Source organism: Paenibacillus litoralis (assembly GCF_046244365.1).
In the GTDB taxonomy this organism is placed as follows: domain Bacteria; phylum Bacillota; class Bacilli; order Paenibacillales; family NBRC-103111; genus Paenibacillus_V.
Genome location: NZ_CP176395.1, coordinates 4,928,849 through 4,954,261, shown reverse-complemented (window position 1 = coordinate 4,954,261; position 25,413 = coordinate 4,928,849). Strand labels below are relative to the sequence as shown.

General features: G+C 52.6%; 27 protein-coding genes and 1 riboswitch. Of the genes, 20 read left to right on the top strand and 7 right to left on the bottom strand.

Features of this window, described 5'->3' with window-relative positions; translation table 11 throughout:
* Window positions 1-58: 58 nt before the first annotated feature.
* A riboswitch (PreQ1 riboswitch) is annotated at window positions 59-102 on the bottom strand.
* A gap of 156 nt (window positions 103-258) precedes the next feature.
* Complete coding sequence (locus ACKGJP_RS20745) at window positions 259-918, bottom strand: GntR family transcriptional regulator (protein WP_409340709.1); 660 nt, start codon at window positions 916-918, stop codon at window positions 259-261.
* Between the two features lie 258 nt (window positions 919-1,176).
* Here ACKGJP_RS20745 and ACKGJP_RS20740 point away from each other — a divergent pair, with 258 nt between their 5' ends.
* A complete protein-coding gene (locus ACKGJP_RS20740; RefSeq protein ID WP_409340708.1) occupies window positions 1,177-1,809 on the top strand; it encodes a class I SAM-dependent methyltransferase in 633 nt (210 codons plus the stop codon).
* Window positions 1,810-1,918: 109 nt separating this feature from the next.
* On the opposite strand, the gene ACKGJP_RS20735 is transcribed toward ACKGJP_RS20740, so the two are convergent.
* On the bottom strand, window positions 1,919-2,326 hold the full coding sequence (locus ACKGJP_RS20735) for a VOC family protein (RefSeq protein ID WP_409340707.1): 408 nt from the start codon (window positions 2,324-2,326) through the stop codon (window positions 1,919-1,921).
* A 184-nt stretch (window positions 2,327-2,510) separates the two neighbouring features.
* Here ACKGJP_RS20735 and ACKGJP_RS20730 point away from each other — a divergent pair, with 184 nt between their 5' ends.
* The 3 genes from ACKGJP_RS20730 to ACKGJP_RS20720 all read left to right on the top strand — a co-directional run bounded on the left by ACKGJP_RS20730 (window position 2,511) and on the right by ACKGJP_RS20720 (window position 5,615).
* On the top strand, window positions 2,511-2,888 hold the full coding sequence (locus tag ACKGJP_RS20730) for a VOC family protein (protein WP_409340706.1): 378 nt from the start codon (window positions 2,511-2,513) through the stop codon (window positions 2,886-2,888).
* Between the two features lie 114 nt (window positions 2,889-3,002).
* Entirely contained in the window at window positions 3,003-3,695 is a 693-nt protein-coding gene (locus ACKGJP_RS20725; protein WP_409340705.1) for a DUF308 domain-containing protein, read from the top strand.
* Between the two features lie 264 nt (window positions 3,696-3,959).
* Window positions 3,960-5,615 carry an ankyrin repeat domain-containing protein gene (locus ACKGJP_RS20720; RefSeq protein WP_409340704.1) on the top strand — a complete coding sequence of 552 codons (1,656 nt, stop codon included), beginning with the start codon at window positions 3,960-3,962 and terminating at the stop codon, window positions 5,613-5,615.
* An 8-nt stretch (window positions 5,616-5,623) separates the two neighbouring features.
* Here ACKGJP_RS20720 and ACKGJP_RS20715 read toward each other — a convergent pair whose 3' ends face one another.
* A complete protein-coding gene (locus tag ACKGJP_RS20715) occupies window positions 5,624-6,712 on the bottom strand; it encodes a helix-turn-helix transcriptional regulator (RefSeq protein ID WP_409340703.1) in 1,089 nt (362 codons plus the stop codon).
* A gap of 119 nt (window positions 6,713-6,831) precedes the next feature.
* Between ACKGJP_RS20715 and ACKGJP_RS20710 the strand changes: the two genes are divergently transcribed.
* The 8 genes from ACKGJP_RS20710 (at window position 6,832) to ACKGJP_RS20675 (ending at window position 15,041) form a co-directional block, all read left to right on the top strand.
* Entirely contained in the window at window positions 6,832-7,944 is a 1,113-nt protein-coding gene (locus tag ACKGJP_RS20710) for a saccharopine dehydrogenase family protein (protein ID WP_409340702.1), read from the top strand.
* Between the two features lie 161 nt (window positions 7,945-8,105).
* Window positions 8,106-9,713 carry an AraC family transcriptional regulator gene (locus ACKGJP_RS20705; RefSeq protein WP_409340701.1) on the top strand — a complete coding sequence of 536 codons (1,608 nt, stop codon included), beginning with the start codon at window positions 8,106-8,108 and terminating at the stop codon, window positions 9,711-9,713.
* A 98-nt stretch (window positions 9,714-9,811) separates the two neighbouring features.
* Window positions 9,812-10,840, top strand: coding sequence for an iron-hydroxamate ABC transporter substrate-binding protein (locus tag ACKGJP_RS20700; protein ID WP_409340700.1), 1,029 nt, complete (start codon window positions 9,812-9,814; stop codon window positions 10,838-10,840).
* Between the two features lie 10 nt (window positions 10,841-10,850).
* Window positions 10,851-11,858 carry a FecCD family ABC transporter permease gene (locus tag ACKGJP_RS20695; RefSeq protein WP_409340699.1) on the top strand — a complete coding sequence of 336 codons (1,008 nt, stop codon included), beginning with the start codon at window positions 10,851-10,853 and terminating at the stop codon, window positions 11,856-11,858.
* Window positions 11,851-12,879 (top strand): FecCD family ABC transporter permease, encoded by a 1,029-nt coding sequence (locus ACKGJP_RS20690; protein ID WP_409340698.1) that lies wholly within the window; start codon window positions 11,851-11,853, stop codon window positions 12,877-12,879. Before ACKGJP_RS20695 ends, ACKGJP_RS20690 begins: the two co-directional genes overlap by 8 nt.
* A gap of 63 nt (window positions 12,880-12,942) precedes the next feature.
* Window positions 12,943-13,815, top strand: coding sequence for an alpha/beta hydrolase (locus ACKGJP_RS20685; protein ID WP_409340697.1), 873 nt, complete (start codon window positions 12,943-12,945; stop codon window positions 13,813-13,815).
* A gap of 294 nt (window positions 13,816-14,109) precedes the next feature.
* Entirely contained in the window at window positions 14,110-14,430 is a 321-nt protein-coding gene (locus ACKGJP_RS20680; RefSeq protein ID WP_409340696.1) for a hypothetical protein, read from the top strand.
* Between the two features lie 215 nt (window positions 14,431-14,645).
* On the top strand, window positions 14,646-15,041 hold the full coding sequence (locus ACKGJP_RS20675) for a general stress protein (RefSeq protein WP_409340695.1): 396 nt from the start codon (window positions 14,646-14,648) through the stop codon (window positions 15,039-15,041).
* A gap of 432 nt (window positions 15,042-15,473) precedes the next feature.
* Here ACKGJP_RS20675 and ACKGJP_RS20670 read toward each other — a convergent pair whose 3' ends face one another.
* Window positions 15,474-15,887, bottom strand: coding sequence for a hypothetical protein (locus ACKGJP_RS20670; protein WP_409340694.1), 414 nt, complete (start codon window positions 15,885-15,887; stop codon window positions 15,474-15,476).
* An 82-nt stretch (window positions 15,888-15,969) separates the two neighbouring features.
* A complete protein-coding gene (locus tag ACKGJP_RS20665; RefSeq protein WP_409340693.1) occupies window positions 15,970-16,296 on the bottom strand; it encodes a YtxH domain-containing protein in 327 nt (108 codons plus the stop codon).
* A gap of 221 nt (window positions 16,297-16,517) precedes the next feature.
* Between ACKGJP_RS20665 and ACKGJP_RS20660 the strand changes: the two genes are divergently transcribed.
* Window positions 16,518-17,654, top strand: a complete 1,137-nt coding sequence (locus ACKGJP_RS20660; protein WP_409340692.1) for a PP2C family protein-serine/threonine phosphatase — start codon at window positions 16,518-16,520, stop codon at window positions 17,652-17,654.
* Between the two features lie 190 nt (window positions 17,655-17,844).
* On the opposite strand, the gene ACKGJP_RS20655 is transcribed toward ACKGJP_RS20660, so the two are convergent.
* Window positions 17,845-18,303, bottom strand: a complete 459-nt coding sequence (locus ACKGJP_RS20655; RefSeq protein WP_409340691.1) for a Dps family protein — start codon at window positions 18,301-18,303, stop codon at window positions 17,845-17,847.
* A 153-nt stretch (window positions 18,304-18,456) separates the two neighbouring features.
* Between ACKGJP_RS20655 and ACKGJP_RS20650 the strand changes: the two genes are divergently transcribed.
* The 7 genes from ACKGJP_RS20650 (at window position 18,457) to ACKGJP_RS20620 (ending at window position 24,574) form a co-directional block, all read left to right on the top strand.
* The gene (locus ACKGJP_RS20650) at window positions 18,457-18,918 is read left to right on the top strand and encodes a DUF948 domain-containing protein (protein ID WP_409340690.1); all 462 of its coding nucleotides are present in this window, start codon (window positions 18,457-18,459) and stop codon (window positions 18,916-18,918) included.
* A 12-nt stretch (window positions 18,919-18,930) separates the two neighbouring features.
* The gene (locus ACKGJP_RS20645) at window positions 18,931-19,257 is read left to right on the top strand and encodes an STAS domain-containing protein (RefSeq protein WP_409340689.1); all 327 of its coding nucleotides are present in this window, start codon (window positions 18,931-18,933) and stop codon (window positions 19,255-19,257) included.
* A gap of 23 nt (window positions 19,258-19,280) precedes the next feature.
* On the top strand, window positions 19,281-19,733 hold the full coding sequence (gene rsbW, locus ACKGJP_RS20640; protein WP_409340688.1) for an anti-sigma B factor RsbW: 453 nt from the start codon (window positions 19,281-19,283) through the stop codon (window positions 19,731-19,733).
* Window positions 19,730-20,515: a sigma-70 family RNA polymerase sigma factor gene (locus tag ACKGJP_RS20635; RefSeq protein ID WP_409340687.1), complete on the top strand. Its 786-nt coding sequence runs from the start codon at window positions 19,730-19,732 to the stop codon at window positions 20,513-20,515. Before rsbW ends, ACKGJP_RS20635 begins: the two co-directional genes overlap by 4 nt.
* A gap of 116 nt (window positions 20,516-20,631) precedes the next feature.
* A complete protein-coding gene (locus tag ACKGJP_RS20630; RefSeq protein WP_409340686.1) occupies window positions 20,632-23,433 on the top strand; it encodes a CHASE3 domain-containing protein in 2,802 nt (933 codons plus the stop codon).
* An 11-nt stretch (window positions 23,434-23,444) separates the two neighbouring features.
* Window positions 23,445-24,311, top strand: coding sequence for a CheR family methyltransferase (locus ACKGJP_RS20625; RefSeq protein WP_409347215.1), 867 nt, complete (start codon window positions 23,445-23,447; stop codon window positions 24,309-24,311).
* Between the two features lie 98 nt (window positions 24,312-24,409).
* Window positions 24,410-24,574, top strand: a complete 165-nt coding sequence (locus tag ACKGJP_RS20620) for a DUF1328 domain-containing protein (RefSeq protein ID WP_409340685.1) — start codon at window positions 24,410-24,412, stop codon at window positions 24,572-24,574.
* An 84-nt stretch (window positions 24,575-24,658) separates the two neighbouring features.
* Here the strand turns inward: ACKGJP_RS20620 and ACKGJP_RS20615 are convergent, their stop codons facing one another.
* A complete protein-coding gene (locus tag ACKGJP_RS20615) occupies window positions 24,659-25,330 on the bottom strand; it encodes a metallophosphoesterase family protein (protein WP_409340684.1) in 672 nt (223 codons plus the stop codon).
* Window positions 25,331-25,413 lie beyond the last annotated feature (83 nt).

Here is a 25,413-nt window from a genome sequence, read left to right as displayed (position 1 = left end):
ACGGGAGACCCGCTTCGCGCCGAACGCAAAAACGACGATACCTGGAACGGGTCATCGCTTTGACTTAGTTTTTTATAGAGGGAGTTCGCGAACCTCTCCCGGCACGAGCGCATCGCGGGGATGCGGCATAATCCGGATTTTCTTCTTTAGTTTTGTCTCACGTACTATAACACAGATGCGGCGGGAAGGGAATAGGAGGCTTTTGGCTTAACAGTGCGTTGCATTCTGCACGATCCGCGCCGAATAGGCGGACTGCCTTTATAGGTATAACAAGCATTCCTCGTCGCGAATGTGCTTCTCCCAAGCTTCCGAAATACGGGCGAGGTCTTTGCTGACCAGTGCCTCAACAAGCAGCGCATGATCCTCCGCGACCCGGCGCAGATCTGAATAATGGCGGGTGTTTTTCATAAAATGAAGTCTCATCCGGTTGACGATTCCCGTCCATATTTGCTGGGTATAGGAGGAATCGCTGCATAAGCATAGGATCTGTTCGTGGAAGCGGATATCTTCGTCCACCAGCCCGGCGATATCATCGTCGTCCGCATACCGCTTCATTCGGTCGATCGATTCCCGCAGCTGGCCAATTTCTTCCTCGTCGATCCGGTTCAAGCTGTATTTAATCGCGTACAGCTCCAATTGAAGCCGGATCGGCAGCAGCAGGTCGACGATTTCTTCTTTCTGCACGTCGGCGACGACGGTTTCTTTATAGGGAAGGCTCATCACAAGCCCCATCGCCGCCAAATCGCGAAGGGCTTCTCTTACAGGGCCCCGGCTGATGCCCATTTGTTCGGAAATTTCCTGTTCCCTAAGCTTTTCTCCGGGTTTTAGGTCGCCTTGAATGATGGCATTGCGGATATCCGTCGCAACCTTTTGCCGAAGCGGCATCGCTTCCTGATTTTTAAACTGAAATTTTGCCATTGAAAGTCTCCTTGGAGGCAGCTTTTTGTTATCGAATCGTCCTCATCATTCCATGATAACGAAGTACGGAACAAATTACAATAGCTGTCAATAGACAGTAAATTGCTGACAATCGACAAGAATGCGGTAATTTGCCCATTCAAGCATGGCAGGGGAGGATTCGAGCGGGGGGACATCGAAAGGATACAAGGAGTTACTGAGCATTCCGCGTGAACCTATACCTTCTTACCGGGCATCGCGCTGCCAAGCGGTTGGCGCATGGCCGAATCTTATGAAGAAAGCCGGGTAGACATGAGTAAGTGGTTTACGACATACTACGATGCGCTGATGAAGCCTTTGGAGCAGAGAGCGCTGCATCCGATCCGACAGAAGCTGCTCGCGCAAGCGGCAGGCAACGTAATCGAAATCGGTTCCGGAACGGGCGTCAACTTCCGGTATTATGCTAACGCGGGCAAAGTCTTCGCCGTTGAGCCCGAGCCTTCCATGCTCGAACGGTCGCTAGAGCGAGTCCGGCTTTCGGATATCCCGATCGAAACGGTGCTTGCAAGAGCGGAGAGCTTGCCGTTTCCTGCCGATTCCTTCGATACGGCCGTCGGAACGCTCGTGCTCTGCACGATTCCCGACCCGCTAGTCGCGCTGGCGGAAATCCGGAGAGTGTGCAGGCCCGGCGCAACCGTTTTGCTTCTGGAGCATGTGAAGGTAGACCATCCCGTTTGGGGTGCGCTGCAAAGCAAGCTCACGCCGGCATGGAAAAGGCTTTGCGGCGGTTGTCATCTGGACCGGAATACGCTGGATTCGGTCAAACGGGCCGGTTTTCGGGTGAGACGCGCTGAGAGAAAGTATAAAGGGCTTTTACTGATGATCGAAGCGGAGAACGATAAACCAGTATAAACGGTTAAAGGCGTCTTCCGCTATGTGCGTTTGCCGGGCAAGGGCACGATCGGCTGCAACCTATATGCTCGGATATTGCAAAAAGGCTGCATATGCAGCCTTTTTACCGTTATTCCCGGCAAATCATCAATTTGTTGCCGTCCGGATCCTTCACGACGAACCAGTGGTCGTGTTCGATTTCCGTCACCAGCTCAACTCCTATTTCTTTCATATAGGCGAATGAGCATTGCAAGTCATCGGTAAGAAACATGAAAGCCGGCGTTTGGATGGCGGGCGCTCCCTCCGGGTCTTGACCTCCCCACATCGGCATCGTATCCAAAAGAATACCGGCCCCCTGCATGGGAAGACTGCATAAATGTCCGTTCATGATGTGGCAATCGGCTTCTTGAAAGCCCAGTAACCGGCAGTACCAGCTTCGGGCTTTTTCGATATCGCGAACGGGGATGAATACGCTGCCGATTTTGTTTTTGACAGGGCTTTTGCCGGACAAGCCGGCCGCAGAATGCTGCTCGTTCATGATCATTCCTCCTTGGCTATCAGGATAATGATACCAAATCAGCGGAAGAGGAGACCATTTTTTTTTAACGAAAAGTGTTGAATCGTATGCCGCCGTTCCAATTGACTTTCGCTATACCCTTGTCTATATTTAAATTCAGCGGTTAAGCAAATTGCAGGTTACAGCGACCAAAAGGAGAATGACGATGAAAATTGCCCTTACGAGTGTATATGTCCATAACCCGCTTGAAGCTTATGCGTTTTACACGGAGAAGCTGGGCTTCGTCAGCAGGCTCTACGTCCCGGAAGCATTCTTGGCTATCGTTGTCTCGCCGGAAGCGCCTGACGGTACCGGGCTCCTGCTTGAACCCAACAACAATCCGATCGCGAAGAATTACCAAGAGGCTCTTTACAACGCCGGACTGCCAGTAATCGTGTTCGGGGTGAACGATATTCATGCGGAGTATGAAAGACTAAAAGGCCTCGGCGTCGTATTCCGGAAAGAGCCTACCCGGACGCAAGCGGGAACGGAGACCGTATTCGAGGACACTTGCGGAAACCTAGTCCAGCTTTTTCAGGTATAGCGACGAAGTTACAGGGCTGCCGGCGCAAAGCTGGCGGTCCTTCTTTATGATTTCGAATGAGAAGGCGAGCGGTCCTTGTTCATCCTTGCCGGTCCGAAGAATGGAGGAAAAGAATTGAACGAACAACGTAACGCTACTGTCTTGGGATTAACGTCCACCGACAAGCTGCTGGTCGGCGTGGTGCCGCCGGTTGTCGGACTGGTGCTCGGTTGGTTCATTCCGGCGATCGCCGAATGGGCGGTTTCTTTGCCGTGGGTGCCTTTTAAAGGTCTGTTTGAACTTATCGTTTCTTTTCAAGGGGTTTGGGTAATCTTTTTAACGACCTGTATCGGCTTTTTTGCCGGACTCGCTTTAACATATTATGTATTTAGAGAAAGCCTGGTCGTTTACCTGTCGGATGAGGACGTTCGGCTGCACATTAGCGGCGCCGAGCAATCGTTCGGGAGAGAAGAAGTTTCGGTCGCTTTTTTGGACGGCAAGCAGCTCGTTTTGATAGGCCAAGCGGATCAGGAGCTCTATCGCGAGAAGCATGAATCCAAAAATGACAAAGTTGCGGAAGCGTTTAGGCAGCATGGCTACTATTGGTCTCAAGCCGATCCGTTCAAAGATGCATACAGAAGATGGGTTCCGGACATGCCCGATCTTACGCCGGGTGCCAACGCCTTGCTGAAGGCGAGAGAAAAGGCGCTGCAGAAGGATGAGAAGGAAGATGTGAACGATTTGAAAAGGGAGCTTGCCAAGCTTGGTATCGCGGTGCGCGAGGAGGGGAAGCGCCAATATTGGCGCGAACATAAGCGGGCGATTTGACTATTCGGTCGGAGGAGCGAAAGTCAACAAATTGACGGATACGATTTGGGCGAAAAGGGTTAGTGTGAGAGAATCTCGAATAGGATGATACGTGAAGAAGCTTGGCAATCAAGCTTCTTTTTCTTTGGTCCTAAACCTGGCTTCCGGCGATAAACGGGATGGGGCTAAAATCCGTATCCGATCCGCTCAAGGAACATGCTAAAATGGCGATATACGGATAAGATCGATTGTCGAACGCCTCGCAGCCGTTAGGCCGAGAGATCAGTGAAGAAAGGGTTGAACGCTTTGGCCGGTAGCCATCCCGAACCCGTATTTGCAGCCATGGAAACGGGCAGCCGCCCGGAAGGATTAACCAACGAACGCGGCGCTGATATCTGGAACATGATTACCGCTTCCCTCCGTGGGGACAACGAAGCGATGCTCAAGCTATTGCTAAAGGACGGAAGTCTGGCGGCCTGTAGCTGGGGGTACTTTACGCCGCTGCATTTTGCCGTAAGATCGGGACGGCTCGAAGGGGTGCAGCTTCTGCTGGACCACGGCGCGGATGCGACCGAGAGAACGCTCAGCTGGCAGGATACTCCGGTGACGAAAGCCAAGGACAGAGGGTTTGTTGCGATTGCCGAGCTTCTGGAACGGCATCTTGAAGCCCGTTTCCGTACATCGGCTGCCGGAAGCCGAATCGCCGGTTTGATCAAAGAAGGACAGAAGGATAACGTGCTGCGCGAACTGAACGAATGTCCCGAAAGCGCATTTGCCGGCGACGAACGAGGCAATACCCCCATGCACTGGGCTGCGCTCACCAGGCAGCCATGGCTGGTTGACGAATTGCTTCGCCGCGGAGCCGATATTCATGCCAGGAGAGCGGATGGCGCGACGCCGCTGCAGCTAGCCGTTCACGGCGATTACTGGTTTCGGGCCAACCGGGATTTGCGGAAGCAAGCGATGCGAAACCTGTGGTTTTTTGCAGGTTATTTAGCCGCCCGCGGCGCGGAGTACGACGTGTGGACCGCCTCTGCCGTCGGCGATACCGAGTTTGTAGCTTCGATGCTGCAAACGGATCCCGGCCTCGCGAACCGTAAAAATTCAGTGGACCGAAGACCGCTCAGCTATGCCGCCAAGTACGGACATGCCGAAACGGTTAAGCTGCTGCTCGAGCGCGGAGCCGACCCGAATGCGGAGGAACGGGACGCTCCTCGCGGAAGCTCGCTTTGGGCTGCCGTCGCCGGCAATCACGAGGAATGCGCCGGCGTGCTGCTGGAGCATGGGGCGGATCCGAACGCCACCGTGGAGGCTGGGGGTAATCCATTGTTCATGGCAACGAAGCAGAAGCGGGACGGACTTGTAAACATGCTGTATGCCGCCGGCGCGACGATGAATCTTGACTCCGCCTGCTGCTTGGGGAGAATCGATTTGGCCGGCGAGATTATCAAAGCGAATCCGTCGCTGATCCATGCAGGAGGCGACTACGGCCCTCTCTGCATGGCCGCCGGATATGGGCATACGGACATTGTCCGCATGCTGATTCGCGGCGGAGCGGATTTGAACGCGCCATGGTACGCCAATAACTACATGGGCTATGCAATGGATACGGGACCCGATATGGTCAGGCTGCTGCTCGAGTCCGGAGCCGATCCGAATCACGCGAACTGGCTGGGCGTTACATACCTGCACAAGGCAGCCTTGACGGGCAGCGTCGAGCTCGCCGGACTGCTCCTTGCGTTCGGTGCCGATCTCCATGCCGTCGATGAGGAATACCGCACGACACCGCTCGGCTGGGCAGCGAAATACGGAAAGCGGGAAATGGCCGCGTTTTTGCTGGAGAAGGGAGCCGATCCCAGCCTGCCGGCAGACGAACCGTGGACGCAGCCTGCCGCATGGGCGAAGCGAAGGGGATTTGCGGATATTGGGGAGCTGGTGTAGCAGAACGGTTAATTCGATCCATCTCCGGGCGGTATATTATAACGCGAGAACAGCCGCCAAATAAGCTCCCTTCGGCTTGCTGTTCCCGTTTTGCCGAAAATCGATTTCAAGTGGTCCTGCACCGTATAAGCGGAGATGTGCAGCGAACGCGCGATTTCTTTCGTCGCTTGCCCTCTGACGATTTGATTGAGAATTTGTTTTTCCCTCTCCGATAACCCGTATGTTTCTGTAATCAAGGGTAAAATATCCGCCGGTTTCGCCGTCTCGAACCATACTGCAAGCTGGATGTCATGGGCAGCGCTTCTCAATTGGCCGGCACGAATCGTCATAAACGTCCCTTCGGGCATTCGAATGCAAACCTTCGCATCGGAGCGAGCCGATTGCTCCTTCTCCGCAAGCGCGCGTGAGCAGACCGCCCGTATCGGTCTTGGAAGCGTATGGCTGCCGATGGATTCCCATTCGCGCAAAGCGGTTAGCCTGCGGTCCGCAGCCGCATTGGACGAGATAATCTTTAGCTCGACGGATAGAACCATGATCCCGGGATCTTCTTCGGAAGCTACGACTCCCTTGCCGGGCATAGCAAGCGTGATGCTGCGCAGATGATAAGCAATCGTCGGGACGAGGGAAGAGAGGAGTTTGCGCTCTTCTTCCTTGAATGCCGGGCTTTCATGCCGGCGAAACATCGTTACATACCCCCAGCAGACTCCCTTGTGCACAAGAGCCGCTCGCATCTCGTCATGAAAGCCTGCGGGAAGCAAAACGTTCCGGTACCGGGCGCTCCGGTCCAAGTCGCCTCCGGTCGCCTGGCTTAAGGTTGCGACGGGATCGGTTTCCTTTGCCAGGCGTTCGTATCGGTTGAAATCCTCATGCATGTATTCATTAGCGAACAAGCCATGATGAATCGACTCGATGCCTTCTTCGGAGATGGCGCCGGTGGATAAAAGCGTTTGGGGATCCACAGACGTGCAGCAGGCCGCGTCGAAGGGGACGATGCCGCGCACCGTGCGGATTACAGCCGTCCTGTATTCCTGTGGGGTTGAGGAAGATTTGGCAAGGGTACCTAGCTTCCGTTTAAAGACTTCTATGGCAGTCTGCATGAAGGATCTCCTATCGGCACTATCCCACTTAAATGGGATGGTGCTTTTGTATGTCATCGTTATAATTGAGAATGATTCTTGATAGTTAGTGTATAGGAAAAGCGGGGAGTTGAAAAGGATTGAAAGAAGACATCATCGTAATAGGCGGTTACGGCCACGTAGGTCAAATGATATGCGAATCCCTGGGCGAAATCTACCCGGGCAAAGTTTACGCGGCCGGACGCAATTTGAAGCGCGCCGAGGCGTTTTGCCAAACGACGAACGGCAGAGTCAAACCGCTGCAAGCGGACATTAGCAAGCCGGTTGACTTGTCCTTTTTTGAACGCGCGAGGCTGATCGTCATGTGCCTGGATCAAACGGACACTTCTTTCGTGAAGGCTTGCATACGCAGCGGCACGCATTACGTAGACATTTCGGCGAACGGCGCTTTTTTGTCTCAAGCGGAAAGCTTGCATAAGGCGGCCGAGGATGCTCGGGCAACGGCTGTTCTTAGCGTCGGGCTCGCTCCGGGTCTTACGAATCTTTTGGCTGTGCAGGCATCTCGGTGGATGGATGAAACGAAGACCATCGAGATCGGGATCATGCTGGGACTTGGGGACAAGCATGGCCGAGCGGCAATCGAATGGACGGTCGATAATCTGAACGCGCGGTATGCGATTATGCAAAATAACCGGAGCGTCACCGCTTACAGCTTTACGAAGGGGAAGCGTATGGATTTTGGTTCGGATCTGTCCCGCAAAAAAGCTTTCCTCTTTCCTTTTGCGGATCAGCAATCGCTTCCTAGGACGCTTAACGTGCCGAGTGTAGCTACGCGGCTTTGCTTGGACTCCGGTATGGCAACTTCCTTCCTGGCCGTTCTGAAAGCGTCGGGTCTGTTCCGTATGCTGAGCGTCGCATGGTTTCGTCAAGCCGTTATCCGCAGCTTCGGATTGCTCAGCTTCGGCGACGACAGGTATGCCGTTAAAGTCGATGCAAAGGGGAGGAGAGGCAGCGAGGAGATCGAAGCGGAGCTTACGGTGCACGGACATCATGAAGCGGATATGACGGCTAAGATTGCCGCACATATATCGGATACGGTTTATCGCTCCGAACTGCCTTTCGGCGTTTATCACATCGAACAGCTGTTTCGGTTGTGCGATATTTATGCGATCATTCGGCAAGCAACCTTCGCCGAAGCTAAAATAAACGGCAGAGCCGTCGATATGGACGGAACCGCCAGCTATTCCCCATAAGAAAAAACACACCGCCGATTTCTCTGCGGTGTGTCTTTATGTTTACTTGATTGTTACTAGAGTTTTCTAGAAAGCGTTATCCTCTTGACCTGTTACTGCCTCTATGCTAGCCTATTACATGATAATGATTATCATTCGCATGATTTAGAGGGGGATTCCTCTTGTCCAAGTCCAGTTATCAAGATTTGCAAGTGCACGCTTCGTTAGACGATCTGTGGTGCAAGCTTCGCGGCATCGATCGACTTCGTTCGATGGGCAAGGAACAGCAGCTGATCGAATCGCATGTCCTGTTCGTTGCCAAAGGAGGCGAAGGCCGGCTGACGATCGATCTGCAGGAGTACCGGCTCAGCCAGGATACCGTACATATCGCGCTTCCCGGACAAACCGTCGGCCTAACTGCCGGAAAAGGGGAAAAGCCGGATCTTTATAAGATTACGTTCGATGTCAAACGCGATTCGGAATCCGACTTCGTCTTCCCGTACCATGGGGAAATTCCGGTTCACGCCGATACGCGGATGCTCGTCCTATGCGATAAGGTTTATGACCATTTCCGCAGCGAGCGGCCATTGGAGCGTTTTGGCGGGCAAGCCGCTTTTCAGGAACTGCTGCACTGGGTAATCAAGCAATTCCGGTACGAGCCCGAGTCGGATTCGCGCACCGCACTGGACCGTACCAGAGCCTATATCGAGAACCACTACAGCGAGAGTCTGACGATCGAGCAGTTGGCTCGAATGGCGGAGATCAGCCCGAAATATTACGTGAATCTGTTCAAAAAGACGTATGGGATCAGCGCGATCGATTACGTGACGGAGATAAGGGTAAATGCCGCTAAGCAGCTCATGGTGAGTTCGGATGTCCGCTTGCGCGATATCGCCCATCAGATCGGGTATGGCGACGAGTTTTATTTTAGCCGCATGTTCAAGAAATCGGTAGGGGTGTCGCCCACGGCATATTTGAAAAACCGCCGCCGCAAGATAGCCGCTTACATGCCGCACGTACTCGGCCATTTGCTTGCCCTGAAGACGATCCCTTACGCCGCTCCGCTTCACCCCAAATGGACGGCTTACTATTATAGGACATATCGCGCGGATATCCCGCTGCACCTTAGCGCTTACCGGTTTAACGAGGATTGGGAAGCGAATATTAGAGCGCTCGATCAAGACAGACCGGATTTGATCCTGAGTCTGGACGATATGGAAGCGGATGAGAGGGAGCGGCTTGAGAGAATCGCGCCGGTTCATTATATCCCTTCCGGAGGAACGGATTGGCGGGAGCAGTTCCGGCTGACGGCGGATGTGCTAGGCGCATCCCAGGAAGCGGAAAGCTGGCTGCGCAGCTACGACCGGAGAGCGGATCATGTCCGGGAACGGGTGAATAAGGAATTGAAGGAAGAGCTCGTCCTCCCGGTGAGCTTCCATAAGCAAAGCTTTTATGTATGTCCGACCCGGGGGATGAGAGACGTGCTTTACCGTGACTTGCGGATGAAGCCGTTTCCCGGCTTTCATGCCGATCACTACAAGCAGCCGATCTCGGAGGAACAGCTTACCGCGTACGATGCGGACCGTATTTTGCTGAATGTTTGTCAGGAGCCGGAATCCTTGAGCCGTTGGCAGACGCTTCAAGCGTCATCAATGTGGAAGAACCTGAAGGCGGTGCGCCAAAACCAGGTATACCTGATTTCATCGGATCCTTGGCGGGAATATTCCGCATACGCTTGCGAACGAATGATTGAAGATCTGCTTCTGCAGGTATGTGGAGATCGTCCATAATGATTCTTGCTATTGTCCATGTTCGCTCCCGAATAGGCGGTTTATAATGAGAATCGTTATCAATTAAACGAAGGCAGTGGAGAGGGGAACGTATAGTAATGAATAAAAGAGTTTTGGCACTTGGTATAGCATCGATCCTGATGCTCGGATTGGCGGCATGCGGAGCGAAGGAGGAGGCGAAGCCGGTAAGCGGCGCTTCGGCAAGCCCGAAGAGCGCCGGTACGAGTCCGAGTCCATCGGCGAGTCCGTCCGTCAGTCCGTCAGCCGCTTCAACGGCGCCTCGCTCGATCAGTTATTTGGGCAAATCGTATACGGTTCCGGGCCAAACCGACAAGATCGTCATCAGCGGGTCGTTGGAATCGATGGAGGATGCCTTGGTGCTAGGTGTCAAGCCGCTTGGAGCGATTACCGTCGGCGGGAAGTTCCCTTCGCTGTTTGACAAAATAACCGATGGCGTAACGGGTGTCGGAGAGAAGACGCAGCCGAGCCTCGAAACCATTTTGAAGCTGAAGCCCGATATCATTCTTAGCAGCACCAAATTCCCTGCCGAGACGGCGGAGAAGTTTGCCAAGATCGCCACTACGATTCCGGTTTCCCATATTTCGACGGACTGGGAGGCGAACTTGAATCTGCTTGCGGAGCTGACCGGGAAACAGGAGCAGGCCAAGAAGGCGCTGCAAACATACAAGGACGATCTCAAAGCGGTAAAGGAGAAGATCGCTCCTGTCATCAAGGAAAAAGAGGTTCTGGCCGTTCGGGTCCGGACGGGCAATCTGTTCGTCTATCCCGAGGACGTGTTCTTCAATCCGTCGCTGTATGCGGAGCTCGGCGCAACCGTTCCCGCTGAAGTGAAGCAGGCGAAGGCTCAGCAGCAGATTTCCATGGAAAAGCTGACGGAAATCAACCCGGATTACCTCTTCATTCAATTCTCGGAGGACGAGAATAAAGATACGCCGAAAGCGCTGGACGATTTGAAGAACAATCCGATTTTCAAGAGTGTGAATGCGGTGAAAAACGGCAATTTGTATGTCAACCTCGTGGACCCGCTTACCCAAGGCGGGACGGCTTACAGCAAAATCGCGTTCCTGGACGCATTGAAAAAGATCACATTCAACCAAGCAAAGTGAGACGGACGGCATGCGAGTAAAAAATCCCGCTACAGCCCTGATCCTATGGAGTTCTCCGGTCGTCATCGTATTCACGATGCTGCTGTCGGTTCTGTACGGGCCTAAGCATATCGAGTTCGGCACGGTACGAGAGGCGCTGCTCCATTTTGATCCGGGCAACGCAGACCATCAAATCATTATGCATTCCCGTATTCCGAGAGCCGTTGGGGCGCTGTTGATCGGCGCCTTTCTCGCCGTATCCGGAGCGCTTATGCAAGGAATGACGCGCAATTATTTGGCCTCGCCCTCGATCATGGGGGTTTCGGACGGCTCCGCATTTGCCGTTACCCTCTGCATGGTTTTCATGCCGAACGCCTCCTCCATGGACATGATCGTATACTCCTTTGCGGGCTCGGCCTTTAGCGTGATCATCGTATTCGGGCTGGCTGGCGCGCTTCCCGGCGGGCTCTCGCCCGTTCGGATGGCGATCCTGGGCACGATCATCGGCACGTTTCTCAGCAGCATATCGGCGGCATTATCGACCTATTTTCAAGTCTCGCAAAATATTAGCTTCTGGTATAATGCAAGGCTGCATCAGCTGGATCCGGCGCTTATCAAGCTGACGATTCCGTTTGCCATCATCGGTCTCGTCATGGCCGTATGGATATCCAAATCGATCTCGGTGCTGTCCCTCGGGGAGGACATTGCCGTCAGCTTGGGACAAAAAACATGGATGATCAAGCTGATCGCGACCTTGAGCGTCATCCTGCTTACCGGGATATCCGTTGCGCTGGCCGGGAAGATCGGTTTTGTCGGACTCATCGTTCCGCATATCGCACGGTTTATGACCGGAGTCGATTACCGCCGGGTCATTCCTTGCTCAGCGGTGCTGGGAGGTATCTTCCTGGCGTTATGCGACGTGCTTAGCAGATTTCTCAACTATCCATACGAGATGCCCATCGGCGTCGTTACGGCTTTGCTCGGCGTCCTGTTCTTTCTGTATTTAGTAAGGACGAAGGGAGGCGCTGTGCGTGGCTAAGTCATCCAAAGTCCGGTTTGCCGCCGTAATGTCAATCGGCATAGGCCTTATGCTCATTACGTTGTACGTGAGCCTGACGAACGGCGCCTTCGATATTTCCGTGAAGGACGTCGTGCGTACGCTGCTGCGGATCGATCCGCAGCGGGATCAGGATCTTGTTATTTTCGAGTTCCGCCTCCCCCGGATTGTCATCGCGGTTCTCGTGGGAATGGGGCTCGGCATCGCCGGCGCCGTTTTGCAGGGGATTACGCGCAACGGTTTGGCCGATCCCGGCATTCTCGGCATTAACGCCGGAGCGGGCGCGGCGATGGTCATTTTTTTGTTCTTTTATCAAGGCCAGATAAAAGGAACCGGCTGGATGCCCATCCTGGCCATGCCGCTGTTCGGGCTGGCAGGCGGGCTTGCGGCGGCGCTGCTTATTTACTCGTTTGCATGGAAGAACGGCCGGCTGGAGCCGCAGCGTCTTTTGTTAACCGGCATTGCGATAGCTTCGGGCTTGGGAGCCGTTTCGCTTTATATTACGCTGAAGATGAACGCCAAGGATTTTGAGATGGCTGCGGTATGGATTTCCGGCAGCATCTATAATGCGAACTGGAAATATATCGCTTCGATCGTGCCGTGGCTTGTCGTGCTGATCCCGGTCATCGTTAGGCGGTCCTACATTCTGGACTTGTTCCAGATGGACGGAGACAGCGTGGTCAGCGTAGGAGTGGCCGCCGAGAAGGAGAAAGCGATCTTCCTCTTGAGCGGTATCGGCATCGTCAGCGCCTGCGTGTCCGTTTCGGGAGGCATCGGCTTTATCGGTTTGATGGCTCCGCATATCGCAAGGCGGCTTGTCGGGAACGCGCATAGGCGAATGATCCCGGTTTGCGGCGTCGTCGGCGCGCTGCTCGTTATGGTTGCCGACTATATCGGCAAATCGCTGTTTGCCCCGGCGGAATTGCCGGTCGGCATCGTGGTAGCGATTATAGGCGTGCCCTATTTTATTTTATTACTCTACCGTAAACAAGTGCGGGCTTAGCTAAATAAAGAAGTTTCAGAGAAGGGCTCCAATCGGAGCCGTCAGAGAGGCGGAGGAGGAACGATGGAAAGCAGAGGAACGGAACGGATGTCAACGGGTGCCGCGGCTGCGAAGGAGCAGAAGGTTGAAATGCCCCGTTCGATACAGCGCGATATGCAGGCACGCACGAATAACCGGCACTACCGGATCTTCATTGCCGTGCCGGCGGAGGAACCGCCTGCAACCGGTTATCCCGTTATCTATTTGCTTGATGCGAATGCCGTGTTCGGGACGATGACGGAAGCGGTTCGCGTACAAGGGAGGAGGCCGGACAAGACGGGGGTCGTTCCCGCCGTAATCGTCGGCATCGGCTACCGGACGGATGAGCCGTTCGATCCCGCCCGTCATCGCGATTTTACGATGCCGGTGCCCGAAAGCGAACTGCCGCAAAGCCCCGACGGGAAAGCCTGGCCCGAACAAGGCGGTGCGGAATCGTTCCTGGCGTTTATCGAAGACGAGCTGAAGCCGGCAATCGAGCGCGAATTCAGCATCGACCCGAAAAGACAAACGATTTTCGGCCACTCGCTAGGAGGACTCTTCGTGCTGCATGCGCTTTTCAACAAGCCCGGATCATTCCAAACGTATATCGCAGGCAGTCCGTCCATCCATTGGAACCAGCGCGTACTGCTTGAGGCGGAAAGGCGATTTGCTGCGGGACTCGAACGGGAAAGACTGGATGCAGGTGTTTTGATCGGGGTAGGAGAATTCGAGGGGAACCTTAGAATTCCGATGAACGATAACGCCAGGGACATGTCGGAGCGTCTATCCCTTCTTACAAGCAGGGGCTTGCGAGTAGCCTTCCGCGAATTCGAGGACGAAGGCCATGTGTCGGTGCTTCCTGTTTTGATCAACCGCGCGGTGCGGTTTGCTTTAAGCCCTTCGTGGGGGAAAGCGTAGGTAAGATTTATTTCGCATCGTAACCGGAGAAAGCCCGAGAAATCGGGCTTTTTTTTATGTGGCGGTTGAGGCCGGTTGGAGTGGGGTGAGATTCGATATACAGGTCATTGCACAACAAAGCACGATGCTGTTCGATGAGAACGATCATTCCGTGCACAAGGGGAATGGCTGGGATCGAGTAAAAGCTTTACCGAGCTAGTACTGCATTGGGAAACGATCGTTCGGATTCCCGGGAATGCGGACGAGTCATAGAGATATAGGGATAAATATCGATAGTGCAAGGGCGACTGTCGATTGTCGAGGGAGATGGTTTCGATTCTGAGGTATATGTTAGAGCTGCTGCGCATCCTCGTGCTGGTGATGGTATTAGGTATCTTGTTCAGCGTATTGCAGAATGCTGCGTATTCCATTGCCGGCTTTCCTATAGACCGAAATGAGTATGCATGGCTCGCGAGAGTCGCGATTCTCGTCCTGATTTATGTGCTTTATCGGAACCGGTTGCAATTCTCGGGATGGTACAAGGGAGCAGGGATGCAAAAGCTGTCGAAACCGGTAACCTTTTCATTGCTTTGCATTTCCTTGCTCCTGATGGTCATAACCCCTTTGTTGGATTAAACCGGGGATTTCTCATTTATTGGTGCGTTTATGCGTCACGGGTAGGTCTGTTCCAATCGTGCGATTATGGGCTTTTTACGGGGAAAGGATGAGGTTGTGCCGCAGAGATCGTAACGGATAAGCCGGCATAACCGTTTCAATACGTAAGGTAGCGGGTAATGATGATCAGCAAGACGAATACAAGCTTCATCATTTCTCATTTAGGAGGGATTTATATGAAAATCATGGAAACGAAAGTGAAGACGGTCGACAATGTGAATGCGGCACAAGTCCAAGTTAGAACGTTTCGTTCGGAAGGATACAGGGAAGACAACATTTATGTGCTGGCCTACGATAAAGACCGCACAGAACGCGTAGCGGAAAGAGCGAGCGCTGGGCAGATCGGGGTACCCGAGGAGGGGCTCGGCACTGCGATCGCCAATATTTTTCGCTCCCGGGGCGACGAGCTGCGTGCCAAAATGAGGTCGATGGGCTTCACCGAATCGGATGCGGAGCGACTGGAAGCCGAAATGGAAAATGACAAGATCGTCGTGATCGCATGGGGCGGAACGCAATATGGAGGCGATGATTACGATCCTGCGATCTATTATTATCCGCCGATGATGCATTAAGGGTTCAAGCGGGCGGTTAAGATAGGGGCTTGTTTCAGCTAGTCTGAGACAAGCCCCTTTTTCCTTATTGCCCAGTGATGCGATTGGCAATCCTTCGGTTTTCGCTAGCGAAGAAGGGGGACATTGGTCCCGAGTGAACCTGGCTTCACTATTTATGAACCTACATTCACTATTTTCACCCATTTCCCCATTTCCGAGCGGATAGTGAAGCAAAAGGGACTATTTGGCCGTAAGGTTCACTATTTATGAACTTTCCTTCACTATTTCGCACGGAAGCACGTTTATCAACCTAAATACTGAGTTTAGATTCATTATTAGTGAACAGAGGTTCACTATCCTGTCGGCTGCATCCTCAGTCCTTCTGAGCTCGCCAAAAAAGGCCGTCCCTCGGCCCGGTTCACGGCTTTACGGGACAGCCTCGCACGTTGCCTGTTATTGCATCGGATCCGGTATCTGATTGTTTTCCAGAAGCTCGCTTCCGGTTTTCATGTGTTTCATCTCATTGCCGAGCTTCTTCATCTCGTCCATGTCCTGCGCCATAGAGCTGTTGTTGGCTTCCTTAAGCGATTTGGCCGCCGTATCGAGGAACAGCAGCTCTAACTCGATCAGCTTGTCGAGCGCCGCTCTGCGGACATGAAGCGGAACCGCTTCACCGCCTTCGAAGTCGGCTTCCTCAAAGTTAACGACCGTATTACCCTGTTCGCATGTGACGGTCGTTACGATCAGCGGGTAGTCGGTGCCGGTTACATCGCTGCTAATCGTTAACCGGTACGTTGATTGCTCGATATGCTCGATTCGTTCCAGTCCTAAGTCGGTAAACTGCTCATGCAGCGTTCCTTTATCCATAGTCATCTCCTCCTAGTGTCTAGCAAAATGGGGGTGCTCTTCATCGCGCGCCGCGGGCTGTCCTCTTATTCCGCGACAGGACTCAAGCTCCCGAGCCGTTCCTGCCTTGAATATCTTCTTTAACGGCTTGCACCGTATCCGCCACGATTTGCTTTCCTTCCTTGGCTTTCTCGGAAAGCTCGGAGGCGTGATTGCCGATGCTGTTCGCAACGTCTTGGGCTTTTTCCTTGACGGTCGAAGCCAGTCTTCTTTTTTTCTCGTGAAGAGATTTATAAGTATTGGACAAATCCTCGCGTAAAGCCGAGCCTGACTTCGGAGCCAACAGTAATGAAGCGGCAGCTCCTAACGCCCCTCCGATCAACAATCCTAACCAAAGTCCGCCTTTATTCGTTTCCGCTGCTTCACTCATCGTACATCTCTCCTTTGTCGTTAGTAGATCGTTTCCTACTTAGCATGTACCCGTATTGGCGGCATGTGAAACAGCGAACGGAAAATCCGCTAAACAACCGATGGAAAACCTGATTGAAAATGCCGTTCGGCGGGTAGTAAAAAGGAGAGCGTCACGCAATTCCATGCTATGATAATAGACTAGGGCACCCATTACGATTCGCCCTATAGGGGGTTGGCTAATTGAATATTGTTATTGTAGACGACAATGCGACGAATCTAATCGTCATCGAGAAAATCCTGCTCAAAGCCGGCTACGATAAATTGGTTTTGCTTTCATCCGCCAGAGAGCTTTATCATTTTCTGGACATGGATTCTTCCAGTACGGCGGAAGTACCGGTAGATTTGATCCTGATGGATATGATGATGCCGGAGATTGACGGAGTGGAAGCCTGCCGAACGATTCTGGGGCAAGAGCGATTCCGCGATCTTCCAATCATTTTCGTCACGGCGATGGGGGATTCCCTTAAATTGGCTGAGGCGCTGGATGCCGGCGCGCTTGATTACGTGATGAAGCCGATCAATAAGGTGGAGCTGCTGGCCCGGATCCGTTCGACGCTTCGCTTGAAGCATGAGAAGGATTGGCATAAGGAAAGAGACAAGCGGATCCAATATGAATTGGATCTCGCCAAGCAAGTGCAGCGAAGCATGCTCAGCAGTCCGGTTCAGGACGAGAGGGCGTATATTTCCGCGGTGTACGAGCCTTCATCCGAGCTAGCCGGCGATCTGTACGCCTGGTATCCGATCGGACCGAACCGGTACGGCATCATTTTGCTCGATATGATGGGGCATGGGATCTCATCGTCTCTTGCATGCATGTACATCTATTCCGCCTTAAAAGATACGATTACGGGAATGGGTGATCCAATAGCCGTGATGCAGGAGTTAAACCGGCGAATGAATCAGCTGTATAAGCCGGATAGCTTGATCAACTACTACTTTACGGCGATCTATTTCGTGCTGGATACGGAAAAGCGGACGATCGAATATGTGAATGCCGGGCATCCGGCAGGGATTGCGTATGTAGACGGGGAAGTGAGGCTGCTGACGGAAGGATGCTGCGCGCTCGGTTTTTTTGAACATATCGACATGGCAAAAGGTGTGATTCCGTACAGCGAGGAAGCCCGCATTCTGCTCTACACGGACGGGCTGTCGGAGTGGCTGGAGGAGGAGCGCGAAGATGGCCCTGCCAAGCTCATCCGCAGCTTGCGGGAGCAAGCCGGTCATGATCCCGCCGCCTTGCTCGACCGTTTGCAGCCGGGCTCGAAGCTCGAAGCGCCTCAGGACGACATGTGCTTGGTTATGATTTCGGCAAAATAAGGGCGCGTATGCGCTAACGGAAGCGGTGAAATGCACGTTAGGCCGATTTGAAACCGGTCGAAGCTTAAGGGAACTCTACATTTCTCATTGTGAGTGAGGGAAAGGCGGTTTGGATCGAGGCACCTATGAAATTATTCGTAACAAAACCACGGAAGGACGGGTAGCCCGTCCTTCCGTGGCTTTGCTGCTATTACTTGCCTAAATAAGCTTCGAGCATCCATCTGTGTTTCTCGAGCGACGAGCGGATGGCAATCAGCATGTCGGCGGTCGGCTGATCGCGATGCTCTTCGGCCAAAGAAATGCCCATCGTGAGATCCGAGCAAATGCAGTCGAAATCGCCTGCCAATACCTTGACCATCTGCGGTGCGCTTTCCTCGCCTGTTGCTTCCTTGATTGAGGCGATCGCGAGCTGCTGTTTCAGCGTTGCCGTCGGAACGGCGCGCAGCGACAGCATTCTTTCGGCGACGGTATCCAGATGCAAGGCCGCTTCCGTATAAAATTCCTCAAATTTAACGTGCAGCGTGAAAAAGTGCTCGCCTTTGACATTCCAGTGATAATGGTGAAGCTTCATATATAAGACGGAGAAATTAGCGACTTGTTTGTTTAAGATTTCCGTTAAGGGAACGGCTTTCGTTTCGGCTTTTGACATGATCTTTACCTCCAAGTATAGGGAATAGGTGGTGATAAGTATCGTTACCCTTCCGCCGCCCGGTTGAAACAGTCCGAATTATTTATGCGATAGGCTGTTTCAATCCGATCACGAGCGGGTAATGGTAGTCATGCGGAAAAAGGAGGGGTCGCTATGCTGCTGCAGATCAGCGCGATCATGGTCGCGATTGCATTCGTCGTTCTGACTTTTTTTCTTATCCAAACCCTGCAATCGCTTAAAGGCTCCTTGGACGAAATTACGCTTGCCATGGGGCAAATGAAGAATGAAGTCAAGGAAATCAGCGAGGAAGTCAAGGACGTGATCGGAAATACGAATGAAATGGCGCTCGATTTGCGAATGAAGCTATCGAAGCTGAATCATGTTTTCGGCAGCGTGAACGATGTCGGACAAGCCGTTCATGAAATCACGTCGTCGGTAAAGCAGTCCGCGGCAAGCCTTGCCGCATCCTTGAAGCAGACAATAAGCGGCAAGACGAGCTCGGCGCGAACCGGCCGATGGCATGCCGTCCTGGACGGGATCGCCGCAGCGCTGGACCTTTGGCATAAGCTTAGACCAATGCAGACCCAAACACCTCGTAACGGTGATGCTGATTGAGGAGGATCTTGAATGAGCGCCATGCATAAGTTCCGGTTGCACAAGCAATCGACGGAAAATGAGAATGTCGTACACTTAAGCGGAGAGCTTGATCTATCCGCAGCGACTTATTTGACAACGGAGCTTGATCCCCTAGTGAAGGAGAGGGACCGAACGCTTATCCTGAATTTGAGCGAGGTCACGTATATCGACAGTACCGGTATCGGCATTTTCGTATCGATTCTTAAAGCCAGAACGGCGATGAACGCTTCCTTCCGGTTGGCGTATACGCCCGCGCCGATCCAGCGGCTACTCGATTTGACAGGCGTTTCGCGTTTTTTCGCGGGCAACCCGCACTAGGACAATCAGGAAAGGAAAGAAGAATGACTATGAATCCATACGTAAGCCTAACGGTTCCCGCCAATGCGGAATATTTAGATATTATCAGATTGACTTTGTACGGTTTTGCTACGAAAGCCGGCTTCTCCTTCGAGGAAATCGAAGATATGAAAGTAGCTGTTGCCGAGGCATGCAATAACGCGATTTTGCACGCTTACGGGGAAGGGGAACCGGGAACGATTGACATCCGCTTCGAGAACAGCGGGGACGGGGTTACCATTTCCGTAAAAGATCATGGTCAGAGCTTTTCCTATGCGGGAGAAGCTGGCCGAGCCATCCCTCCGCACCAGAATGAAATTAGCGAGGTGTCGGTAGGCGGACTGGGGCTCTTTCTCATGGAGGCGTTAATGGATGACGTACAGGTGCATGCGGATAACGGCAGCGGAACGGAGATTGTCTTGACGAAGCGGCTGAGCAGAAAAGAGGAGATGGCATGAATGTAAACGAATCCTCTAAGCCCTTGTACGAAATGTACTCCAAGATGAAAATTTATAAAGAAACGGAATGCGAGGAAACGGCAACGGTTCTTCTGCTCCATTACGAAGCGATCGTGCGAACGGCTGCAGGCAAAATGTCGCGCAACCGGCCAGATTTGATCGAGGATTTGTATCAAGTCGGGCAAATGGCGATGCTTCGTTTGTTTAAGCAGTATGACAGCTCGACAAATATCCCGTTCGAAGCCTATGCCATGAAAAGCTTAATCGGGCATTTGAAAAATTATTTGCGCGATAAGTCCTGGTATATCCAGGTGCCCCGAAAAATTAAGGAGAAGAGCTCGCTTGTGCAGCGTACGATCGACGAGCTTACGGTGAAGCTGGAGCGTTCCCCGAACGTGGAAGAAATTGCCGCCGTTTTGGAGCTCACACCGGAAGAAACGATCGAAATATTGGCCGGCCGCGACTATTATAACTATACTTCGCTCGATACGCCGCTCTCGAATGAAGGAGAGGGCTCAGCTACGATTGCGGATTTGATCGCCGTTCCTTCGGACGACTATCGGCTGCTGGAGACGCGTATGGATTTAATCGAAGCGATGGATTGCCTGAAGCAGGAAGAAAAGCAAGTGCTCTATCTGATTTACGACGAGGGACAATCGCAGCGGCAAATAGCCGAGCAACTGGGCGTTTCGCAAATGAGCGTGTCCCGAATACAGAAGAGGGCCATCGACAAATTGAAGCAGGTTCTATCCGAGAGCGCATCGAGCGAAAACACCTCGTAACGCATGCTCTTGTTTGTTGCTAGAGTTCCCGTAGTGGCACTTAGGATCGCTGTATAGGGACTGTGGTAGAATAGAGGTTATATTCTCTATACGAACTATACGGGGAGGCGGCCGCAATGAAAGCCTTGAGCTACAACATACACGCTAAAATCATTACGGGCTATTTCTGTATTATTCTCTGCTTGGGCGTATCGCTGCTTATCGTGACAGACCGGATGACCGATCTGCAGAAGGAAGTGGAGTTCTTATCCGGTCACGATATCGAAGCGCACGATCTGTTGAATCAGGTTCAGAAGAACATACTGGACATGGAAACCGGTATGAGAGGGTTCGCGATAACCGGAGACGAACAGTATCTCGAGCCCTATGAAGCGGGAAGCCGAAACTGGCTGGACAATTATAACAAGCTGCATACGCTGTTAGCCGATAACGTAGAGCAGCAGCGCAATTTGGAGCAGATGAAACCGCTGATTATAAACTGGGTTTCGAATACCGGCGAATACGTCATTTCACGTAAAAAAGAAAACAACTCGGACGCTCTAAACCGGCATTTCGAGCAAAATACAGGGAAGAAAATCATGGATCAGCTGCGTACGCAGTTTGATTCCTTTCTTGCTGAAGAGAAGAAACTAACGGCGGATCGCACCAATAAGCTCACTCAAAGCAACGCGAATGTCAAAATCATTTTGTACACGATCGTCGGTCTGGTCTCTCTCCTTACGCTGGCGGTAGCCCTGCTTCTGTCTAAATCCATAGTCAGAACGATCAGGCAGGTGGTGCGAACGATTCAGAGCATTACGGATGCCGAGGTCGACCTTACTGCGCGAATCGAAGTGAAATCCCGCGACGAGATCCGGGAGCTCGCGGAGGCGACCAACAATCTGCTTGGCAGTTTGGAGAAGCAAAGCTGGATACAGAAAAGCTTGACGGAAATTTCAACGATGTACCAGGGCATTACCGATATAACGGTACTGGCGCAAGCCTTCGTCACGAAGCTGGCTCCTATGCTTCAAGCGGCATACGGGGTCGTTTATCTTCGCAGGAACCAAGGCGGTGATACCACTTTCTTCAAGGTTGCCGGCTATGCGCTTGCCGGGCAGGAAGATGCTGCCTCCAGCTTTCGTTTGGGAGAAGGGCTGGTCGGTCAATGCGCGCTTGATAAAAGGCTGTTCCTCATCGATAGCTTGCCGGACGAGCATATCAAAGTAACGACAGGCTTAGGCGTTTCCTCGCCGCGCAACTTACTAGTCGCTCCCATTCTGGTTGACGGCCGGGTTGAAGCGGTGGTCGAATTCGCCGCGCTTCAGCCGTTTCTCTCCCAGCATCTTACCTTGCTGGATCTGCTGCAAGAAAAGTTCGGTTCCGCGATTACGAGCGTGCTCGGACGCATGGAAGTGGAACGGCTGCTGGGCGAGTCGCAAATGCTGACCGAGGAGCTGCAGACGCAATCGGAAGAGCTGCAAGCGCAATCCGAAGAATTGCAAATGCAGCAAGAACAGCTGCGAATCTCCAATGAACATCTGGAGGAGCAGAACCTCTATGCCGAACAGCGAGCGCTGGAGCTCAAGAAAGCGAAGGACGAGCTGGAACGGTATTCGCGGGAGCTGGAGACGAACTCGCAGTACAAGTCCGATTTTCTGGCGAATATGTCTCACGAGCTTCGCACGCCGCTGAACAGTATTCTCATCCTGTCGCAAATGCTTGCAGAAAATAACGCGGATATGGACATGTCGGAGGTCGAGGATTATTCGCGTGTCGTCTATACCGCCGGACAAGATTTACTGCGCCTCATCGACGATATACTGGATTTGTCCAAGATCGAGGCGGGGAAAATCGAAATCATGACGGATGAAGTCAATGTTACGGAAATACCGCAACTGATGAAGGGCATGTTCGGACCGGTTGCCGCCGCCAAACATTTGGCGTTCGAAGTGCTGATGCATCCTGAAGCGCCTTCTGTCATCTCAACGGACGGTCAGAGGCTGCAGCAAATTTTGAAAAATCTGTTATCGAATGCCTTCAAGTTTACCGAACGGGGTTCGGTTACCGTACGTATCGATCCTGCCAATCCCGAGCGGATCAAGGAGCTGCTCCCCTTAAATAAAGAGGAAACCGTGCTGGCGATATCCGTAACGGATACGGGGATCGGCATTCCGATCGATAAGCAGCCTATTATTTTCGAAGCCTTCCAGCAGGTCGACGGTACGACTAACCGGCAATATGGAGGAACCGGGCTCGGTTTATCGATATGCCGCGAGTTTACGCGGCTGCTCGGCGGTTCCATCGTCGTCAGAAGCGAGCTGAACAAGGGCAGCACGTTTACTCTGTATGTGCCTAGCAAGCCGGAGCCGGAGCAAGCAGAGCCGGCGAGCGGGGAGTACGAGGAAGCGGCGGCCGCAAGCGAGAATGCATCCGCGAAAGCGATTGCGAGTTCAAGCTCGAACGCGAATGAATTGGAAAGCGCCGAGAGAGAACGGGAATCCGGTAGGAACGAAGCGGCTGAAGCCGTTTGTTCCGATGAACAGTTGTTTAAGGGGAAGAAGGTGCTTCTCGTTGACGACGATGCCCGTAATGTTTTCGCGCTCGTAACGGCACTGGAGCGAAAAGGCGTAACGGTTCTAGCGGCGGAGCACGGCAAGGCGGCGGTGGAGATTTTACAGGAACAAGACGGATTCGATCTGGTTCTTATGGACATCATGATGCCGGTTATGGGAGGCTACGAGGCGATGAAGGCGATACGCCGCCATCCCGGCATGCACAAGCTTCCGATCATTGCGCTGACGGCCAAAGCCATGAAAAACGAACGCGAGACATGCATGGAGGCGGGAGCTTCCGATTATATAATGAAGCCGCTAAATATCGATCAGCTGTTTTCGCTGATGCGGGTGTGGCTGACAAAGCAGGTGAATCCGCATTGAATCGACCGCCAATCGAGCATCCTTACGCAGACGATCCATTCGATTCGGAGACGCTCATTCGCGACGAGAGGCAAGATATTGAAATCAATTTGCTTCTGGAAGGCTTGTATCAGATGTACGGGTATGATTTCCGCGGCTATGTGAGGGCTTCTTTGTGCAGAAGGATTTTGATTCGCATGAAAGCGGAAAGGCTTCCGACGATTACGGCTCTTTTGGAGAAAGTGCTGCACGAGCCGGGATATTTGGATAGGTTATTGAACGATCTGTCGATTCGAATGACCGAAATGTTCAGAGATCCCGGCTTCTTCGTCGCCTTCCGGAATCAAGTCGTTCCCGTGCTCAGGGAGCTTCCCGAGATTCGAATTTGGCATGCCGGCTGCGCTACGGGCGAAGAAGTCTACTCGATGGCTATCCTAATGCTGGAGGAAGGGCTAGCTGAGAAGACGAAGATATACGCCACGGACATGAATGAAAAGGCTCTGGCGAGCGCTCAAAAGGGAGCGTTCCCCCTGAAGCAAATGCAATTGTATACGAAAAATTATTTGGAAGCGGGGGGGACGAGGGCTTTCTCCGAATACTATTCGGCGGATCATCAGTATGCCTATTTTCGCCCCGACTTGATCGAAAGCCTTCTGTTCGCCCAGCATAATTTGGCTACGGACGGTTCGTTCAACGAGTTTCATGCGGTGCTCTGCCGAAATGTCCTGATTTATTTTGACAATGAACTGCAGCAGCGCGTGCATCGCTTGATTTACGACAGCTTGTCTGACGGCGGCTTTCTGGGATTAGGGAGCAAGGAGTCGATTCTGTTTGTACCGGAAGGATTGCCCTATACGGACTGTGTGCCCCATGAACGAATCTACCGGAAGCGGAAATGAGCATCGATCGCGCTAACATGTTTCAATCTGCCGGCAAACGGGTAATAGACGATAGATCGACAGCAACTTAAATCTATTCCAGAAAGCAGGTGCTGCACATGTTAGGATGGGCGATTCTATTTCTGATCATTGCTATTGTTGCCGGCATTTTCGGATTTTTTGGAATTGTATCTGCGGCGGTCGGCATAGCCAAAATTTTGTTCGTAATCTTTTTGGTCATGTTTGTCGTTTCTCTCTTTTTGGGCAGAAGAAGAGGCTATTGAAGATTTCAAGATCCTGAACGTTATTCAGAAACCATCGCGAAACGGCGATGGTTTTTCGTTGTCGCGGACGTATGCCGTATCGGATCAGCGCTTGACGCGATGCTTGGCATCGATGTCCCGCCAATCCGTGTCTTCTCTTAAGAAGTCGATAAGCTCGCCATCTTCCTTAAGCTTTACTCCCGTTAAGCAGCGGCCGAATACCGCGCCGGTGTCGATGTTCCAAGCATTGCTTTCCGCATGGAAGATAGGCTGTTTCCCAGGGGTATGACCCATGATTTGAACCTTTTGCATATTGCGGAGCGGAGATCGATTCCACAAAATGCCTAGTTCGTCGTCTTCGTTAAACGGATCGGCGGCTTGGGCAGCGATGCCTGCATGACTGATCAATACGGCATCGTTCTCCCAAAACAAGGGCAACTGCTGAAACCAGGCGACATCGTCAACCGCGGCTCGGCGATATTTCTTATACTGGCGAAGCGTCTCCTTGCCGCACTGTTTCAGCCAATTGTCATTAGGGCCGGACAGGAAGTGCTGCACCATCTCGTATTCATGGTTGCCTTTAAGAAATACGACTTTATCGGGATAAGCCGTCATCAGACTGCGGGCCATCTCAACTGTCTGAGGCGAGTAGTTCCCCCGGTCGATCAGGTCTCCTACTCCGATGAGCATTTCCGTCTCGATATCCCAGTGGCGTTTGATGATGCTTTGGAAAGTATGATAGCAACCATGAATATCGCCTAATATAAATAGATTCATGCTTCATGCCCCCTTTAGAAAGAGTAAAAGATTTGGTTGCCGCCATCGGTCTTCTAACAGGTAATTTATTATAGGGCAACCCT

Bases quoted from the DNA above. Each gene is read 5' to 3' on its own strand.
- ACKGJP_RS20740 (WP_409340708.1), top strand. From the start codon at position 1,177: ATGGCCGAATCTTATGAAGAAAGCCGGGTAGACATGAGTAAGTGGTTT.
- ACKGJP_RS20745 (WP_409340709.1), bottom strand. From the start codon at position 918: ATGGCAAAATTTCAGTTTAAAAATCAGGAAGCGATGCCGCTTCGGCAA.
- ACKGJP_RS20700 (WP_409340700.1), top strand. From the start codon at position 9,812: ATGAATAAAAGAGTTTTGGCACTTGGTATAGCATCGATCCTGATGCTC.
- ACKGJP_RS20675 (WP_409340695.1), top strand. From the start codon at position 14,646: ATGAAAATCATGGAAACGAAAGTGAAGACGGTCGACAATGTGAATGCG.
- rsbW (WP_409340688.1), top strand. From the start codon at position 19,281: ATGACTATGAATCCATACGTAAGCCTAACGGTTCCCGCCAATGCGGAA.
- ACKGJP_RS20620 (WP_409340685.1), top strand. From the start codon at position 24,410: ATGTTAGGATGGGCGATTCTATTTCTGATCATTGCTATTGTTGCCGGC.
- ACKGJP_RS20670 (WP_409340694.1), bottom strand. From the start codon at position 15,887: ATGGATAAAGGAACGCTGCATGAGCAGTTTACCGACTTAGGACTGGAA.
- ACKGJP_RS20665 (WP_409340693.1), bottom strand. From the start codon at position 16,296: ATGAGTGAAGCAGCGGAAACGAATAAAGGCGGACTTTGGTTAGGATTG.
- ACKGJP_RS20650 (WP_409340690.1), top strand. From the start codon at position 18,457: ATGCTGCTGCAGATCAGCGCGATCATGGTCGCGATTGCATTCGTCGTT.
- ACKGJP_RS20630 (WP_409340686.1), top strand. From the start codon at position 20,632: ATGAAAGCCTTGAGCTACAACATACACGCTAAAATCATTACGGGCTAT.
- ACKGJP_RS20645 (WP_409340689.1), top strand. From the start codon at position 18,931: ATGAGCGCCATGCATAAGTTCCGGTTGCACAAGCAATCGACGGAAAAT.
- ACKGJP_RS20655 (WP_409340691.1), bottom strand. From the start codon at position 18,303: ATGTCAAAAGCCGAAACGAAAGCCGTTCCCTTAACGGAAATCTTAAAC.
- ACKGJP_RS20730 (WP_409340706.1), top strand. From the start codon at position 2,511: ATGAAAATTGCCCTTACGAGTGTATATGTCCATAACCCGCTTGAAGCT.
- ACKGJP_RS20685 (WP_409340697.1), top strand. From the start codon at position 12,943: ATGGAAAGCAGAGGAACGGAACGGATGTCAACGGGTGCCGCGGCTGCG.
- ACKGJP_RS20615 (WP_409340684.1), bottom strand. From the start codon at position 25,330: ATGAATCTATTTATATTAGGCGATATTCATGGTTGCTATCATACTTTC.
- ACKGJP_RS20735 (WP_409340707.1), bottom strand. From the start codon at position 2,326: ATGAACGAGCAGCATTCTGCGGCCGGCTTGTCCGGCAAAAGCCCTGTC.
- ACKGJP_RS20635 (WP_409340687.1), top strand. From the start codon at position 19,730: ATGAATGTAAACGAATCCTCTAAGCCCTTGTACGAAATGTACTCCAAG.
- ACKGJP_RS20715 (WP_409340703.1), bottom strand. From the start codon at position 6,712: ATGCAGACTGCCATAGAAGTCTTTAAACGGAAGCTAGGTACCCTTGCC.
- ACKGJP_RS20695 (WP_409340699.1), top strand. From the start codon at position 10,851: ATGCGAGTAAAAAATCCCGCTACAGCCCTGATCCTATGGAGTTCTCCG.